This is a genomic window from Ruegeria sp. ABV3_008, from assembly GCF_056161185.1.
The window spans coordinates 72,934-87,856 of record NZ_JBSWYP010000010.1 but is presented as its reverse complement, the minus strand read 5'-3'; the positions used below and the strand labels follow the sequence as shown (position 1 = coordinate 87,856).

15 protein-coding genes are annotated in these 14,923 nt (G+C 59.4%); 8 read left to right on the top strand and 7 right to left on the bottom strand.

Going from position 1 to position 14,923, the window contains the following annotated elements; all coding sequences use genetic code 11:
* Positions 1-2 precede the first annotated feature (2 nt).
* The gene (locus ACXAH8_RS16850; RefSeq protein ID WP_475219936.1) at positions 3-581 is read left to right on the top strand and encodes a DUF1285 domain-containing protein; all 579 of its coding nucleotides are present in this window, start codon (positions 3-5) and stop codon (positions 579-581) included.
* On the opposite strand, the gene ACXAH8_RS16845 is transcribed toward ACXAH8_RS16850, so the two are convergent.
* On the bottom strand, positions 578-1,477 hold the full coding sequence (locus tag ACXAH8_RS16845) for a DMT family transporter (protein ID WP_475219935.1): 900 nt from the start codon (positions 1,475-1,477) through the stop codon (positions 578-580). The genes ACXAH8_RS16850 and ACXAH8_RS16845 overlap by 4 nt on opposite strands.
* Before the next feature lie 217 nt (positions 1,478-1,694).
* Between ACXAH8_RS16845 and ACXAH8_RS16840 the strand changes: the two genes are divergently transcribed.
* On the top strand, positions 1,695-2,474 hold the full coding sequence (locus ACXAH8_RS16840; protein ID WP_475219934.1) for a hydroxypyruvate isomerase family protein: 780 nt from the start codon (positions 1,695-1,697) through the stop codon (positions 2,472-2,474).
* 49 nt (positions 2,475-2,523) lie between these two features.
* A complete protein-coding gene (locus ACXAH8_RS16835) occupies positions 2,524-2,754 on the top strand; it encodes a DUF2798 domain-containing protein (RefSeq protein WP_170379529.1) in 231 nt (76 codons plus the stop codon).
* A gap of 43 nt (positions 2,755-2,797) precedes the next feature.
* On the opposite strand, the gene polA is transcribed toward ACXAH8_RS16835, so the two are convergent.
* From polA to ACXAH8_RS16815, 4 genes are all read right to left on the bottom strand, one after another.
* On the bottom strand, positions 2,798-5,596 hold the full coding sequence (gene polA, locus ACXAH8_RS16830; protein WP_475219933.1) for a DNA polymerase I: 2,799 nt from the start codon (positions 5,594-5,596) through the stop codon (positions 2,798-2,800).
* Positions 5,597-5,666: 70 nt separating this feature from the next.
* Positions 5,667-6,137, bottom strand: coding sequence for a hypothetical protein (locus ACXAH8_RS16825; RefSeq protein WP_475219932.1), 471 nt, complete (start codon positions 6,135-6,137; stop codon positions 5,667-5,669).
* A 154-nt stretch (positions 6,138-6,291) separates the two neighbouring features.
* Positions 6,292-6,954 (bottom strand): YrbL family protein, encoded by a 663-nt coding sequence (locus tag ACXAH8_RS16820; protein ID WP_475219931.1) that lies wholly within the window; start codon positions 6,952-6,954, stop codon positions 6,292-6,294.
* Positions 6,955-7,044: 90 nt separating this feature from the next.
* The gene (locus ACXAH8_RS16815) at positions 7,045-7,224 is read right to left on the bottom strand and encodes a zinc-finger domain-containing protein (RefSeq protein ID WP_170379537.1); all 180 of its coding nucleotides are present in this window, start codon (positions 7,222-7,224) and stop codon (positions 7,045-7,047) included.
* Between the two features lie 87 nt (positions 7,225-7,311).
* Here ACXAH8_RS16815 and ACXAH8_RS16810 point away from each other — a divergent pair, with 87 nt between their 5' ends.
* Positions 7,312-8,304, top strand: coding sequence for an ABC transporter ATP-binding protein (locus ACXAH8_RS16810; protein WP_475220033.1), 993 nt, complete (start codon positions 7,312-7,314; stop codon positions 8,302-8,304).
* On the opposite strand, the gene ACXAH8_RS16805 is transcribed toward ACXAH8_RS16810, so the two are convergent.
* On the bottom strand, positions 8,301-8,765 hold the full coding sequence (locus tag ACXAH8_RS16805) for a DUF1203 domain-containing protein (protein WP_475219930.1): 465 nt from the start codon (positions 8,763-8,765) through the stop codon (positions 8,301-8,303). The genes ACXAH8_RS16810 and ACXAH8_RS16805 overlap by 4 nt on opposite strands.
* A 110-nt stretch (positions 8,766-8,875) precedes the next feature.
* Here ACXAH8_RS16805 and ACXAH8_RS16800 point away from each other — a divergent pair, with 110 nt between their 5' ends.
* From ACXAH8_RS16800 to ACXAH8_RS16790, 3 genes are all read left to right on the top strand, one after another.
* Positions 8,876-11,794: an error-prone DNA polymerase gene (locus ACXAH8_RS16800; protein ID WP_475219929.1), complete on the top strand. Its 2,919-nt coding sequence runs from the start codon at positions 8,876-8,878 to the stop codon at positions 11,792-11,794.
* A gap of 48 nt (positions 11,795-11,842) precedes the next feature.
* Positions 11,843-12,256: a group III truncated hemoglobin gene (locus tag ACXAH8_RS16795; RefSeq protein WP_170555298.1), complete on the top strand. Its 414-nt coding sequence runs from the start codon at positions 11,843-11,845 to the stop codon at positions 12,254-12,256.
* Between the two features lie 142 nt (positions 12,257-12,398).
* Complete coding sequence (locus tag ACXAH8_RS16790) at positions 12,399-13,337, top strand: DMT family transporter (protein WP_475219928.1); 939 nt, start codon at positions 12,399-12,401, stop codon at positions 13,335-13,337.
* A 54-nt stretch (positions 13,338-13,391) separates the two neighbouring features.
* Here the strand turns inward: ACXAH8_RS16790 and ACXAH8_RS16785 are convergent, their stop codons facing one another.
* Positions 13,392-14,504 (bottom strand): S-(hydroxymethyl)glutathione dehydrogenase/class III alcohol dehydrogenase, encoded by a 1,113-nt coding sequence (locus ACXAH8_RS16785; protein WP_170379545.1) that lies wholly within the window; start codon positions 14,502-14,504, stop codon positions 13,392-13,394.
* Between the two features lie 130 nt (positions 14,505-14,634).
* Here ACXAH8_RS16785 and ACXAH8_RS16780 point away from each other — a divergent pair, with 130 nt between their 5' ends.
* Positions 14,635-14,922, top strand: coding sequence for an I78 family peptidase inhibitor (locus ACXAH8_RS16780; protein WP_170722047.1), 288 nt, complete (start codon positions 14,635-14,637; stop codon positions 14,920-14,922).
* The last annotated feature ends 1 nt before the right edge of the window (position 14,923 follow it).

Genomic DNA, 14,923 nt, shown 5'->3' with positions numbered 1-14,923 from the left:
CAATGAGCGGACAAAAACCTGTGAAACCTTCCCCTGACGGTCTTGCGGCGTCGATCAAAGCGACCAAAACCAAGGGTTTACCCCCCGTTCACCTCTGGAATCCCCCTTTTTGCGGTGATCTGGACATCCGGATCGCCAAAGATGGCACTTGGAGTTATTTAGGCTCGCCCATCACCCGTTTCGAGCTTGTGAAGCTTTTTTCCTCAATTCTTAAGCTGGAAGACGGGAAATACTATCTGGTGACCCCGGTCGAGAAGGTGGGAATCACCGTCGAGGACGTGCCGTTCATCGCAGTCGACGTCGATGCCTCGGGCGAAGATGAGGCGCAGGCTCTGACCTTCACCACCAAGGTTGGCGATATCGCAGTGGCCGGGCCAGATCACCCGATCCGCGTTGTCATGGACCCGCAGACCCGGGAACCCTCTCCATACATACTGATCCGTGATGCCCTTGAAGCCCGGATTGACCGCAAGAGCTTTTACCGGCTGGTCGAGATGGGTACCCATCATGAGGGCTGGTTCGGAGTTTGGTCCGAACAGCGTTTCTTCCAGTTGATCAAGTCAGAAGACCTGCCGGACTAGGCCGGCTTTGCAACTTTGCGATCCTGCGCCAGCACGACGGCCACCGCAACGACACCTGCGCCCAAAGCGCGGGTCCAGTTCCACTCTTCCCCCAGCACCAGCATGATCAGCATCACGTAGAACGGTGCGATATTGATGTGGAACGAGGCCAAAGCAACGCCCAGTTTCCCAACGGATCCGACAAACAGAACCTGGCTGAGGCCCATAGACACCAGGGCATAGATCCCAAGCATTCCGATCTGTTGAACATCAATCTGCGCCGTTGGCACGACATCCATACCCACTTGGCGCGCCCCGAAGAACAGCAGCAAAGCGACAACCAAGCCGCCGAAGAAGGTGATGGTGCTGCGCCCGGTTTGGCTCAGTTCGGGAAAATCCCGCGCCGTTGCCATGGTCGCCCAGCAGAACAAACCGGTGGACACGATGGCGCAGATCGCGCCCAAACCCAATTGCGCTGGCGCTACTGCACTGGTCGCGATCAGACCGCCAATGATGGACACCACAACGCCCAGCGCGAAATTCCAGCGCAACCGTCGTGCCCCGGTTGCCAGTTCGATCAGGGTGGCAAACAATGGCGCGCAGGAAGCAATGATGGCAACCGTCACCGGATCTGTCAGTTTTTGCGCCACGATGATCAGGAACATACCGGCCCCGAGTGTCCCGCCAACAAGCATCGCATGACCCCAACGGGCGCGTAAAACCCGGCTTGGCCCGTCGATCAGAAACCAAAGAGGCACCATGACCGCCACTGCTAGCGCCAGGCGCGCCACGAACAGCGCGACCGGAGGCCAGGTCTGCAGCAACACTTCGGCCGCAGGAAACCCCGCTGCCCAGGTCAGCATGGACGCCACAGCCAAACCGTTTCCAGACAAGGCCGAGCTGCGGCCAGTGGACATAGGAAGAGTGTTCCCGCGCACAGGATCAGGGCTCATCGCCATGGGATCGGACCTTCTGTTGGAACGGCGTAGAAAAATGATTCGCCGTGTTAGCCCAAACATCTCTGGACTTGGGCCTGCCTTCTTGTCGATTTTCGACAATCTGTCGTTTTCAATCCCTTTCCTCGAAAATCGGTGGAGACTAAGCTTGGGCGGATCACCGACCCAAAGGCCTCTCATGCCCAAGTTCGCCGCCAATATCTCTCTGCTCTTTACCGAACTCCCGTATCTGGAACGGTTCCAGGCTGCGGCCGAGGCGGGCTTCAAGGCCGTTGAAATTCTGTTCCCCTATGAACTGGCCGCGAAAGAGACCCGCCGCGCCCTTCTGGCCAACGGGTTGGAGCTTGTGCTGATCAACGCGCCTCCGCCAAACTACACCGGGGGTGAGCCGGGCTATGCCGCTGTTCCAGGCGGTGAGGCACGATTCCAATCCGATATCCGCCGCGTCTTGCGCTATGCCGATGTGCTGAAACCGGGCCTGATCCACATCATGTCCGGCTATGCATCGGGGCCTGAGGCGCTGGATTGCTTTGTTCGCAACCTGCAATGGGCCGCCGATACAGCCCCCGGTCAAACCTTTACCATCGAACCTTTGAACCCCGTGTCCCAACCCGGCTATTTCCTCAACGACTACGATTTGGCCGCGGAGGTTTTGGACCGCGTAGATCGTCCCAATCTGGGCCTCCAATATGACAGCTTTCACTCAGAGATGATCCACTCGGATCCGTTGGAGATTTGGGATCGCTTTCACAATCGCGTCATCCACGCCCAGATCGGCGCAGCACCCCGCAGGTCCGAACCGGGTAGCGGAGATCTGGATTTTCAGACCCTGTTCAAGGCGATGGAGGTCTCTGGCTATGAAGGATGGGTCAGTGCGGAATATACTCCCTCAACAGCTTTGACGAGCTCATCCCTGGATTGGATGCATAAAGCAGTTGTTGCCAATGCAGATCTCTGATCCGCAAATAGCGCCGTCCGTCCTACCCTAGATACCAAGGAAACGCCTAATGATCCCTGCCCGCTATGCCCGCGCCGTGTTCAGCCTGATCATGTCCGGGTTGATGTCCTGCATCGTCACCGGGATCGCAACAGTCAAAGCCATCGGCTTTGGCCCGTCCACCCTCAGCGATTGGATGGCCTCATGGGCCTTTTGTTGGCCCATCGCCTTTACCGTAATCCTTCTGTTTGGCCCCAGTGTGCAACGGTTCGTCAACCGCATGGTCAGGCCGCAGGACTGACCCGCAGCGAAAAGGGCCCGCCGGGCCTGATGAGCGGCGAACTTTAGTGCGCTTCGGCCCAGTTCGCCCCCTGACCAGCATCCACAACCAGCTTCACGTCCAGCTTCACGGCAGGGTCCGAGGCACCCTCCATCACATCCCGCGCAACGCCGATCACCTCATCCACCGCATCTTTGGCGACTTCGAACAGCAATTCGTCGTGGACCTGCAACAGCATTTTGGCCGGCAGCCCATTGATCGCCTCAGGCATCCGCACCATCGCGCGCCGGATCACATCCGCCGCCGTCCCCTGAATCGGAGCATTGATCGCCGCCCGACGCGAGAACCCGGCATGAGGCCCTTTCGCGTTGATCTCAGGCGTATGGATTTTTCGTCCGAACAGGGTCTGCACATAGCCATTCTCTTTGGCGAAGGCGACCGTGTCGTCCATATAGGCTCTAATACCAGGGAAACGCTCAAAATACCGGTCGATAAACCCTTGCGCCTCGGCGCGCGGAATCCTCAAATTGCGCGCCAGACCAAAGCCCGAGATGCCATAGATCACGCCAAAGTTGATCGCCTTGGCCTGACGGCGGATATCCGGCGTCATCTCATCCAACGGCACATCGAACATCTCGGACGCGGTCATCGCGTGGATGTCCAGCCCGTCTGCAAAGGCCTGCTTCAACGCCGGTATCTCAGCGATATGCGCCAGAATCCGCAACTCGATCTGGCTGTAGTCGAGGCTGACCATAACATTACCCGGTTCGGCGATAAACGCTTCACGAATGCGACGGCCTTCCTCGGTCCGGACGGGAATGTTCTGCAGGTTCGGATCGGTCGAGGCTAAGCGGCCGGTGTTCGCCCCGGTGATCGAATAAGACGTATGCACGCGGCCCGTGTCCGGGTTGATATGGGTCTGCAGCGCATCCGTGTAGGTCGACTTCAACTTAGACAGCTGCCGCCAGTCCAGCACCCGGCGCGGCAATTCATGCTCGGTCGCCAGATCCTCAAGAATATCGGCCCCGGTCGAGTACTTCCCGGTTTTCCCCTTTTTGCCGCCTTCCAGACCCATCTTGTCGAAAAGGATCTCACCCAACTGCGCAGGCGAGCCGACATTGAAGTTCTGACCGGCCAATTCGTGAATTTCAGCCTCAAATCCGGCCATTTTCTGCGCGAAGGCGTTCGACATCCGGCTGAGGACATCGCGATCCACCTTGATGCCGTGCATCTCCATTTCTTTGAGAACCGGCACCAGCGGGCGTTCGAGCGTTTCATAAACCGTCGTCACCTGAACCTGATGCAACTGCGGCTTGAACAACTGCCACAGGCGCAGCGTGATATCCGCATCCTCAGCCGCATAGGCCGTGGCCTCATCAATTGCGACCTTGTCGAAGGTGATCGCCGACTTGCCGGACCCAAGCAACGGTTTGATCGGGATCGGCGTGTGACTCAGATAGCGCTCGGACAGAGTGTCCATTCCATGCCCATGCTCACCGCCATGCATGGCGTAAGACATCAGCATCGTGTCATCGATCGGAGCGATCTCGATGCCATAGCGCGCAAAGATCTTGGCATCATATTTCATGTTCTGCCCGATCTTGAGGATCGAAGGGTCTTCGAACAGCGGTTTCAGCAGTGTTAGAGCCTCTTCCAGCGGCATCTGCCCCTCGGCCAGCGCATCCGAGCCGAACAGATCATCTGCCGAACCGTCGCGGTGGGTCAGCGGGATGTAACAGGCCTCCCCTGCTTCGATACAAAGCGAAATACCGACCAGATCGGCGATCATTTCGTTCAGCCCGGTAGTCTCGGTATCTACGGCAACCCAGCCGCGTTCATAAGCCTGATCAATCCACTTCTGCAAAGCGCCCGCGTCCCGCACGCATTCGTATTTCAACGAGTCAAACGGGATCGCCTCGGCCACAACTTCTTCCGCGACTGGCGCGGGCGCGTCGGCGATGACCGGAGCCTCAGCCCCTAGCTTGTCGGCAATCCGTTTGGTGAGGGTGCGGAACTCCATATCCGCCAGAAAGCCCAGCAGGGTTTCGGGGTCAGGGTCCTGAACCTCAAGGTCGTCGAGAGTGAAATCCAGCGGCGTGTTCTCATCCAGCTGTACCAACTTCTTCGATAGCTCGATCTGTTCGCGCTTTTCGATCAGGGTCTGGCGGCGCTTAGGCTGTTTGATCTCTTCCGCGCGGTCCAGCAGGGTTTCCAGATCGCCATATTCGTTGATCAACAGAGCCGCCGTCTTGACGCCGATCCCCGGGGCCCCTGGCACGTTATCAACGCTATCCCCTGCCAGCGCCTGCACATCGACCACGCGATCCGGGCCAACGCCGAACTTCTCGAACACGCCATCCGTGTCGATGCGTTTGTTCTTCATGGCGTCTAGCATCTCAACGCCGCCGCCGACCAACTGCATCAGGTCCTTGTCAGAGCTGACGATGGTCACACGCCCACCCGCATCGCGCGCCTGCACGGCCAGCGTGGCAATGATATCGTCCGCCTCATAGCCCTCAAGCTCTTTGCAGGCGATGTTGAAAGCCTTCGTCGCCTCGCGGGTCAGCGGCATCTGCGGGCGCAAATCCTCGGGCATCGCCTCGCGGTTGGCTTTGTAGAGGTCATAAAGATCGTTGCGGAAGGTATGCGAGCCCTTGTCGAAAATCACCGCAACATGGGTCGGCGCATCGGGGCCGGCATTTCCTTCGACATATTTCTGCAGCATGTTGCAGAAGCCCGACACAGCGCCAATTGGTAAACCATCCGACTTGCGCGTCAGCGGAGGCAGCGCGTGATAGGCCCGAAAAATAAAGGCCGATCCGTCGATCAGATGCAGGTGACATCCTTTTCCGAAATTGCTCATGCGCGTGCTCCCTATCGGTCAGGGATGGTTCTGCCACAGGGCCGCGCGACTGACCAGTGAGGAACGTCAGTTAACCGCCAAAGAGGCCGCCAAACACGTCCGAGAAACTGTGAAGCAGCGCCATGATGACCAGCGCGCCTAGGAAAGCAAAAAACGCCATCGCGAAGAACTGAAACAGGATAGCGCCGACGCCGATACTCACTCCGGCGATGGCAGGCCGCATCCGTTCATGGCGCAAAATGCCAATAACAGAGACGACAATGGCCAAACCGCCCAGCATGGCGACACCGATTTGCAAGAAATCGTCCAGATCGCGGGTTTGGGCGACAGGTTCGGGCTGCTCGAGACCTGCAGCGGCGCGCAGGGTGGATTTCCCAAGCTTGGCTGCCAGCTCCCCCAGTGACACGCCGGTGGAAGGTTGCGGCGCAAACGGTCCGGCCCAAAACACTAGCAGCGCCGCAAACAACGCAACCGACGCCGTACAAAACCCGATCCATCCGAAAACTGGACGGGCAGTTTCCGTAGCAGAAATGTCCGTCATCACACTCACCTATGCTGACTGCACCACCTTAGTACCATCACAATCGCGGCAAGATTTGGGCAGAGGGCCGGTAAGGAGCTCTTCGGGATCGTTTTGTGCCTCGCTTACCATGGAAACGTCCGCACCCGCTGCAGCGCCCTAATTATCGGGGCTGTCATTTAGTGCGGAAGACCCGCTGCGACTTGTCCCAGAGCAGTCCCGTGCGATCAGCGATATACTGCATCTGCTTGCTAAGCGAACGGTTGTTCAAACGACGGCTCAGCGTGCGCAAAGGAACCAGATTGCGCTCTCCGTACCCGTCAATCAGAACAAATATTTTGGTCTGATTGCGCAGCCCGTAGACAATGTTTTCGGGGTGGATATCGCGCCCTACGATCTGAAGCTGAAACAACCGATGCACAAAACTGTTGAGTTCGCTCAGAACGTCGCCCGTCAACTGGCCCTGTTTGCACACCGATGACAGCTGCGGAGCAAGTTGCCCATCCTCAGACTGAATCCGCTCGACAATAAGGCCCGGGCCGGCATCAGTCTGAACAATTCCGAATGCGCGCGCGACAGGTAGTTTCGCTATGTCAGAGCCGCTTTTCAAGGCCGCCTTCAACTCGCATTCCATCTCTTTGAGGGTGTTGCGATATTTTGCATCGGGAAACACCTGCCGGATCAGCCGCTTGGTGTACGACCGAATAGGGCGTTTACGCGGCCTGGTGATTTTGATCAGCAGCTCTGGCCGACCTGGGCACGCATATACGTTTCTTTGACCACCACGTGCCAAAAGATCCTGTTCTGACAGCTGTAAAGGCTGCGCTGGAAAGAGCATTTGGGTTCCGTTTCATACCGTAGACAAATGGCTGTACCGGCCATGAAAAGCCAAATCAACCACGGCCGCCGTTGATGTAACAGTTATGCGTCAGTTTTGTGAATGTCCATCCGCCAGCACATATTTGCAATCGCAATAGGGGCATTCGACCCATCCGGTGTCTTCCGGAATCTGCAGCCACACCCTCGGGTGTCCCAAAGCGCCTTCGCCGCCATCACAGGCAACACGAGAAGTTTCCACGATCTTCGTTTCCGGCGCTTCGATTGTCACGGCTGGCGATCCTTCACTGGTTGTCGGCCTCGCGGGCATGCATTAGATGCGTTTATGAGCGATGAGCAAGCCGGGGGCAAGAGCCACATGAGCGATGCGGCAATCAGGATCGAAGGGCTGCGCAAGACCTATCGCGGCGGCAAAGGCCAGCCCGAGAAACACGCTTTGAAGGGCGTTGACCTGACCGTACCACGCGGATCGGTCTTTGGCTTGCTGGGTCCCAACGGGGCTGGGAAGTCGACCCTGATCAACATCCTTGCGGGGTTGGTGGTGAAATCCTCGGGCCATGTTTCGATCTGGGGATATGATCAGGACAAGAACCCACGCTCGTCCCGCACCGCTATCGGTGTCATGCCGCAAGAGCTGAACCTTGATCCCTTTTTCACCCCCCGAGGCGCGTTGGAGGTTCAAGCCGGTCTCTACGGTGTCCCCAAGGCCGAACGCCGCAGTGATGAGATTCTGGAACTGGTGGGCCTCAGCGACAAGGCCGAGGCCTATGCCCGCACGCTGTCCGGCGGGATGCGGCGTCGACTGTTGCTGGCCAAGGCGCTGGTGCATCACCCCAAGATCCTGGTGTTGGACGAGCCAACGGCAGGCGTGGATATCGAGCTTCGCCAGATGCTCTGGGCCAATGTGCGCAAGCTGAACGAGCAAGGCATGACCATCATCCTGACCACGCATTACCTGGAAGAAGCGCAAGAGATGTGCGACGAGATCGCCATCATCAATCACGGCGAAAAAATCACTCAGGACAGCACGGCCAACCTGCTGGGCCGCATGGACAGCCGGACGATGGTGATCGCCCCTGACAGCCCCGTCACCGCTTTGCCTATGACGGATGGTGTCGAGGCCACGCTGCGCGACGATGGCAGCCTTGTGCTGCAGTATCGCAGCGCCCAGACCAGCGCCGAACAGGTTCTGGAATCGGTGCGTGCCGCCAATATCCGCATCCGCGACGTCCGAACTGAAGAAGCAGACCTCGAGGATGTATTCCTTGCGCTGACCTCTTCGCGTGCGGATGACACCCCGGCCGAGGATCAGGATCAGCCGCGCCGGGGCATGCACCGGGTCAAGCTCTAGGCCCGATCGATCCGCGCCTGATAGCAATTGTTCCGCGCTGATCGGACGTGGATGTAGGCGATGCCCGGTCTGGCAAAGATATCAGCGATTTTGGCTCCGATCTGGTCCGTTGGCGTGATGGCACCCGTGCCGTAGACGATCCGATCATCCTTGCCATAGCCCTTAATCAGGTAGTCAGGGGAAGACTTCAGTATCTCAGGCAATTCATCGCCTTCGTAGCGGTTGCATGGTTTGGCACACAGGAAGATCGGGCCAGTTTCTGCATAAGGATGTGGCTCTAAAAAGGGTCTATGCGCCAAAATCAGCATATCCTGCCCCTCGCGGATGTTCTGCAAACAATGACGACAGGGATTGCCTGCGCCGGTGGAAACAGCCCGCTCAGGCGTGGCGCCATAGGCATCCAGCCCGCCCGCCTGCAGGGCACGAACTTCTTCAGTGGGAAGTGCGGTGATCTTGAACATTTCGGGTCTCCTTTTTTCCCGACCATGCCCTCCTGATCTGCCGCAAGCGACCCGGTTCCTGCGCAAAGGACTCGAAAAAGAACAAAACGTGAATATAATAGTGACTCGCCATGTATGCCGAGCTGTCGATCACGTCAAACTTCACCTTCCTCACCGGGGCCTCTCACCCCGAGGAGTATATGGAGCGTGCTGTGACCCTGGGCCTGCCCGCCATCGCGATTGCCGATGACAACTCGGTCGCCGGGATCGTTCGCGCCCATACCCAAGCGCGCGAGATCGCCCGTAAGGTGCGCGAACGGCTGGAGTGGGAGGCGCAGAACACGAGCCTAGGCCCGCCCTGCCCCGATCACATCCCCAAACCGCCCTCGTACCCGATCCACGCGGTGCCGCGCCTGATCCCGGCAGCGCGGCTGATCTTCACCGACGCGCCCATCGTCACCGCCCTGCCCCTGAACCGGCAAGGCTGGGGAAACCTATGCCGCATCCTGTCCAAAGGCCGCCTGCGTGCGGAAAAAGGCGATTGCATCTTGCACCTGTCTGACCTGCTGGAGTTTTCCGACGGCCTCCACCTGCTGCTCTGGCCACAAGCAGACCGGTCAAAGAGCGGCGCGAGCGCATGGCGGACACAGGCGCAACAGTTGACGCGCCGTTTTGGTGGGCGGATACATCTGCTAATGCACCCTCGATATGATGGCGCGGATAGTACATATTTCTCTTTATTAGAGACTGAATCAAAGCAACTCGACATCCCTACCCTCGCCAGTGCCGCGCCGATGATTCACCACGGCGCACGCCGTAAGCTGGCCGATGTACTGACCGCCATTCGCTTGCGCCGCAAGGTCGATGAGCTGGGCCGCGACGCGCTGGCCAACGGCGAACAGCGGTTGCGCTCCGAGGGAGAGATGTTGCGGATCTTCAAAGGTCACGAGAGGGCCGTCACCCGCGCCTATGACCTCAGCGAGCAGCTCACCTTCTCGCTGGATGAGCTGCGCTATGAATACCCCAGCGAAGGCAGTGAACAGGAAACCCCGGCCCAACGCCTGTACCGCCTGGCGCATGAGGGGTTGAAATGGCGCTATCCGGCAGGCGCATCCGAGAAGGCCAAAAAGATGCTGGCCCATGAGCTGAGGCTGATCGGCAAGCTGAAATATGAACCCTATTTCCTCACCGTCCGCGATATCGTCCATTTCGCCCGCTCGCGCGACATCCTGTGTCAGGGACGTGGCTCGGCCGCCAATTCGGTGGTCTGCTTCTGCCTCGGCATCACCGAGGTCAGCCCCGAGATGGGCACGATGGTTTTTGAGCGCTTCGTCTCCGAGGCCCGCGACGAGCCGCCCGATATCGACGTCGATTTCGAACACGAGCGCCGCGAGGAGGTGATCCAGCATATCTATGACCGCTATGGCCGCGAACGCGCGGGCCTCTGCGCCACGGTCGTTCACTATCGCGGCAAGCGTGCTATTCGTGAGGTCGGCCGCGCCATGGGTCTGACCGAGGACACGATCTCGGCCCTGTCCTCGCAGCTCTGGGGCTTTTTCTCGACCAAAGGGCTCGAGGCGCATCGGATGCGCGAAATCGGCCTCGATCCTGAAGATCGACGGCTAAAACAGACTCTAATGCTAGTCTATGAGATCGACGGCTTCCCCCGCCATCTGTCACAGCACGTGGGTGGCTTCATCATCACCGAGGGGCGGCTGGACGAGCTTGTTCCCATCGAGAACGCCACGATGGAGGGGCGCACGGTCATCTGCTGGGACAAGGACGATATCGACTCCTTAGGTATCCTGAAGGTCGATGTCCTCAGCCTCGGGATGCTCACCTGTATCCGCAAGGCGTTCGACCTGATCGGACAGCATCACCAGACCGGCTATACCCTCGCCACCCTGCCGCCCGAGGACCCCGAGGTCTATGATATGCTGTGCAAAGCAGACTCTATTGGGGTGTTTCAGGTGGAAAGCCGGGCGCAGATGAACTTCCTCCCCCGGATGCGGCCGCGCAATTTCTACGATCTGGTGATCGAGGTCGCCATCATCCGCCCCGGCCCGATTCAGGGCGATATGGTCCACCCCTATATCCGCCGCCGGAACGGAGAGGAGGAGGTCAGCTTCCCCTCGGACGCATTGGGGGATGTGTTGGGCAAAACACTGGGCGTGCCGCTATTTCAGGAGCAGGCGATGCAGATCGCCATTGTCGGCGCGGGATTCACCCCGGAACAGGCGGACCGGCTGCGACGCTCCCTGGCAACTTTCAAGAAACATGGCAATGTCAGCGAGTTCCGCGCACTGTTCTTACGCGGGATGAAACGCAACGGGTACGAACAGGATTTCGCGGAGCGCTGTTTTTCCCAGATCGAAGGGTTCGGGTCTTATGGCTTCCCCGAAAGCCACGCGGCCAGCTTTGCGCTGCTGGTCTATGCCTCGGCCTGGATCAAATGCCACCATCCGGGCATTTTCGCCTGCGCGCTGCTGAACTCGCAACCGATGGGCTTCTATGCTCCGGCCCAGATCGTGCGGGATGCCCGCGAACACGGTGTTCAGGTGCGGCCGATCTGCATCAATGCGAGTTTCTGGGACAATGTGATGGAACCTGATGGTCATGGTGGGCTCGCCCTGCGACTGGGGTTCCGCCAGATTAAGGGCCTCAGCGAGGAAGACGCCAGTTGGCTGACCGCCGCACGGGGCAACGGCTACACTCAGGTCGATGACGTCTGGCGTCGCGCAGGTTTGGGGCCATCGGTGATCGAACGTCTGGCCGAGGCCGATGCCTTCGCCGCCTGCGACCTGACCCGGCGCGAGGCTCTGTGGCAGGCCAAGGCGATTGCGACCGCCAAACCTCTGCCGCTGTTTTCACAGGATCTGGAGGGCGAGACGCTGGATGAACCCGCAGCCTACCTGCCCCAGATGACATTGGGCGAACAGGTGGTCGAGGATTACGTCGCCACACGCCTCAGCCTGAAGGCGCATCCGGTGGCTTTGATCCGGCATCTACTGACGCCCGAGCCGCGCGACAAAACCACACCTGTTGCCTGACCTCCGCCCCAGATATGTCCCGGACTAGAGTCGAAATCCGAGACCACCATGACCAGACCCACCTTGCCCCCGCGCTTTCCCGCGACACCAGACCAGATCAACGCGCAGGTTCACGCTTTCTATGCCCGCGTGCGCGAGGATGCCGTTCTGGGACCGGTGTTTAACAAGCACGTCAATGACTGGCCCGCGCATGAGGACAAGATCGCCGCCTTCTGGCGCAACGCCATCCTTTATGAGCGCAGCTACAACGGCAATCCGCAGCGCGTTCACAGCGAAAGGCCCGACGTGCAGCCCGAGATGTTCGCTCATTGGCTGGACCTGTTCGAGGAGGTCGCCACCCAAACCCTACCCGCTGAGATCGCCACCCCTTGGGTCGCGCTGGCCCGACGGATCGGTGTGGGGATGAAAGCGGGCGTGCAATCCGCCCGACAGCCCAAGGACGCGCCGCCGATCCTGCGTTGATCTCACAACATGGCGGCTTTGCTGTGTTAGCGGTAAAATAGGGGCTATGCGGTCCGGGAAAATGCGTCTACTCAGGGAAAAGACAGCCCATTTGGCTGCGCCGGCTTAAAGCCACCACACCGACATCGCCTGAGGCCAGATCATGAGCACTCAAAACACCACCCTCCGGGGACTTGGTTTCGCGTTTCTGGGATTCGCGGTCTTTGCCAGCCATGACGCGCTGATCAAAGTGCTGGGCGGGACCTATTCGGTGATGCAGATCATCTTCTTCGCCACGTTGTTTTCCTTCGTGCCAATGGCGGTGACGATCCTGACGGACCGCACGACCGGGAATTTCCTGCCGCATCACCCATGGCTGGTCCTGCTCCGGTCGGCGCTGATGGTCACATCCATGGTCTGCGCTTTCTATGCCTTTTCGGTCCTGCCTCTGGCCGAGGTCTATTCGCTGCTGTTTGCCTTCCCCCTGTTCGTCACAGTGCTATCGATTCCGATTCTAGGAGAGGTCGTGCGTGTCCAACGTTGGGCCGCGGTTGGCGTCGGGTTGATCGGTGTTCTGATCGTCCTGCGCCCCGGCGCGACGGATATCACGCTCGGCCACATGGCCGCCCTGACAGCCGCGTTTTGCAGCGCGTTAGGCTCTGTTTTGGTGCGCAAGATCGGGAATGAGGAACGCTCGGCCGTGCTGATCCTCTATCCGATGCTGCTGGCGATCGTGGTCATGAGCTTGATGCAACCGGCAGTCTACCAGCCGCCATCGCTGCTGCATCTGGCGATGATGGCACTGGTCGGAGTGTTCTCCGTCATCGCGCAACATCTGATCATTCTGGCCTATCGCGCGGCCCCGGCCGGTGTCGTGGCGCCCAGCCAGTACAGCCAGATCATCTGGGCCACCTTGTTCGGCATGATCTTCTTTGGCGAACACCCGGACGGCTGGGTCGCGGTCGGCGCAAGCGTCATCATCGCCTCGGGCATCTTCGTCGTCTGGCGCGAAAGCCGGTCGAACACCACCTCGACCAACACGCCGGTTCTGCGCGTGCGGTCACCAAGGTCGGATACGGGCGCATCGCGACCCGGCGAATGAAAAACGGCGCGCCAGACAGCGCGCCGCTTAAGCGAATTCAACTGGTTTAGAGCCTTAGTAGACCACCACCGAGCGGATGCTCTCGCCTTTATGCATCAGGTCGAAACCGTGGTTGATGTCGTCCAGACCCATGGTGTGGGTGATCATCGGGTCGATCTCGATCTTCCCTTCCATGTACCAGTCGACGATCTTGGGTACATCGGTCCGACCCCGCGCGCCGCCAAAGGCGGTGCCGCGCCAGGAACGACCAGTGACCAGCTGGAACGGACGGGTCGAGATCTCAGCCCCCGCAGGTGCAACGCCGATGATAATCGACTCACCCCAGCCCTTATGCGCTGATTCCAGTGCGTCGCGCATCACCCCGACATTGCCGGTCGCGTCGAACGTATAGTCTGCTCCGCCTTTGGTCAGGTTGACCAGGTAGGGCACCAGATCACCTTCGACCTCTTTCGGGTTAACGAAATCCGTCATGCCGAACTTGGTGGCCATTTCGACCTTCGATGGGTTCAGGTCGACACCGACGATCTGGTCGGCTCCGGCAAGGCGCAGGCCCTGGATCACGTTCAGGCCGATACCACCCAGACCGAACACGATGGCGCGGCTGCCGATTTCCACCTTAGCGGTGTTGATCACAGCGCCGATGCCGGTGGTAACGCCACAGCCGATGTAGCAGATCTTATCGAAGGGTGCGTCCTCACGCACTTTGGCCAGCGCGATCTCAGGCAGGACTGTGTGGTTGGCGAAGGTCGAGCAGCCCATGTAGTGCAGGATCGGGTCGCCATCCAAAGTCGAGAAGCGCGAGGTGCCATCGGGCATCAAGCCCTTGCCTTGAGTCTCACGGATCGCCTGACACAGATTGGTCTTTGGATGCAGGCAGTATTCACACTCCCGACATTCGGGTGTGTAGAGCGGGATCACATGGTCGCCCGGCTTCAGGCTGGTGACGCCCGGGCCGACCTCGACCACGACGCCTGCGCCTTCATGGCCCAGAATGGCCGGGAACAGGCCTTCGGGATCCGCGCCGGACAGGGTGAATTCATCGGTATGGCAGATGCCGGTGGCCTTTACTTCGACCAAAACCTCGCCCGCCTTGGGGCCTTCGAGGTTCACCTCCATCACTTCCAAAGGTTTGCCAGCCTGAACGGCGACGGCTGCACGGGTGCGCATGGTGCTTGTCTCCCAGTCTTGTTTGACCCGACCCTGCGTCAAATGCAGGGTGTTTTCAACTGCACTTTCATGGCAGATTGGCTAAACATTTGATATTGCAGAAACGACATTGTCATACTGGGGAACGCCAATGCACCGATTTATCCCGATCCTGATCCTTCTGGCCGCCTGCGCCGAAACCTCGACCTTGGAAGGAGCAGACCTTGAGCCCGAGGCTGCGCCTGTCGATCTGGCCTTCTGCAAAGGCGATCCGTTTGCGGATTCCATCGGCCAGCCGGTTTCGACCATTCAGGCCAGCCTGCCCGAGCGCGCGCGGGTGTTAGGACCCAATGACATTGCGACACAAGACTACCGCATCGACCGGCTGAATGTCTTCGTGAACGGTGCGGGCATCATTCAGCGCCTGACCTGCGGGTAAG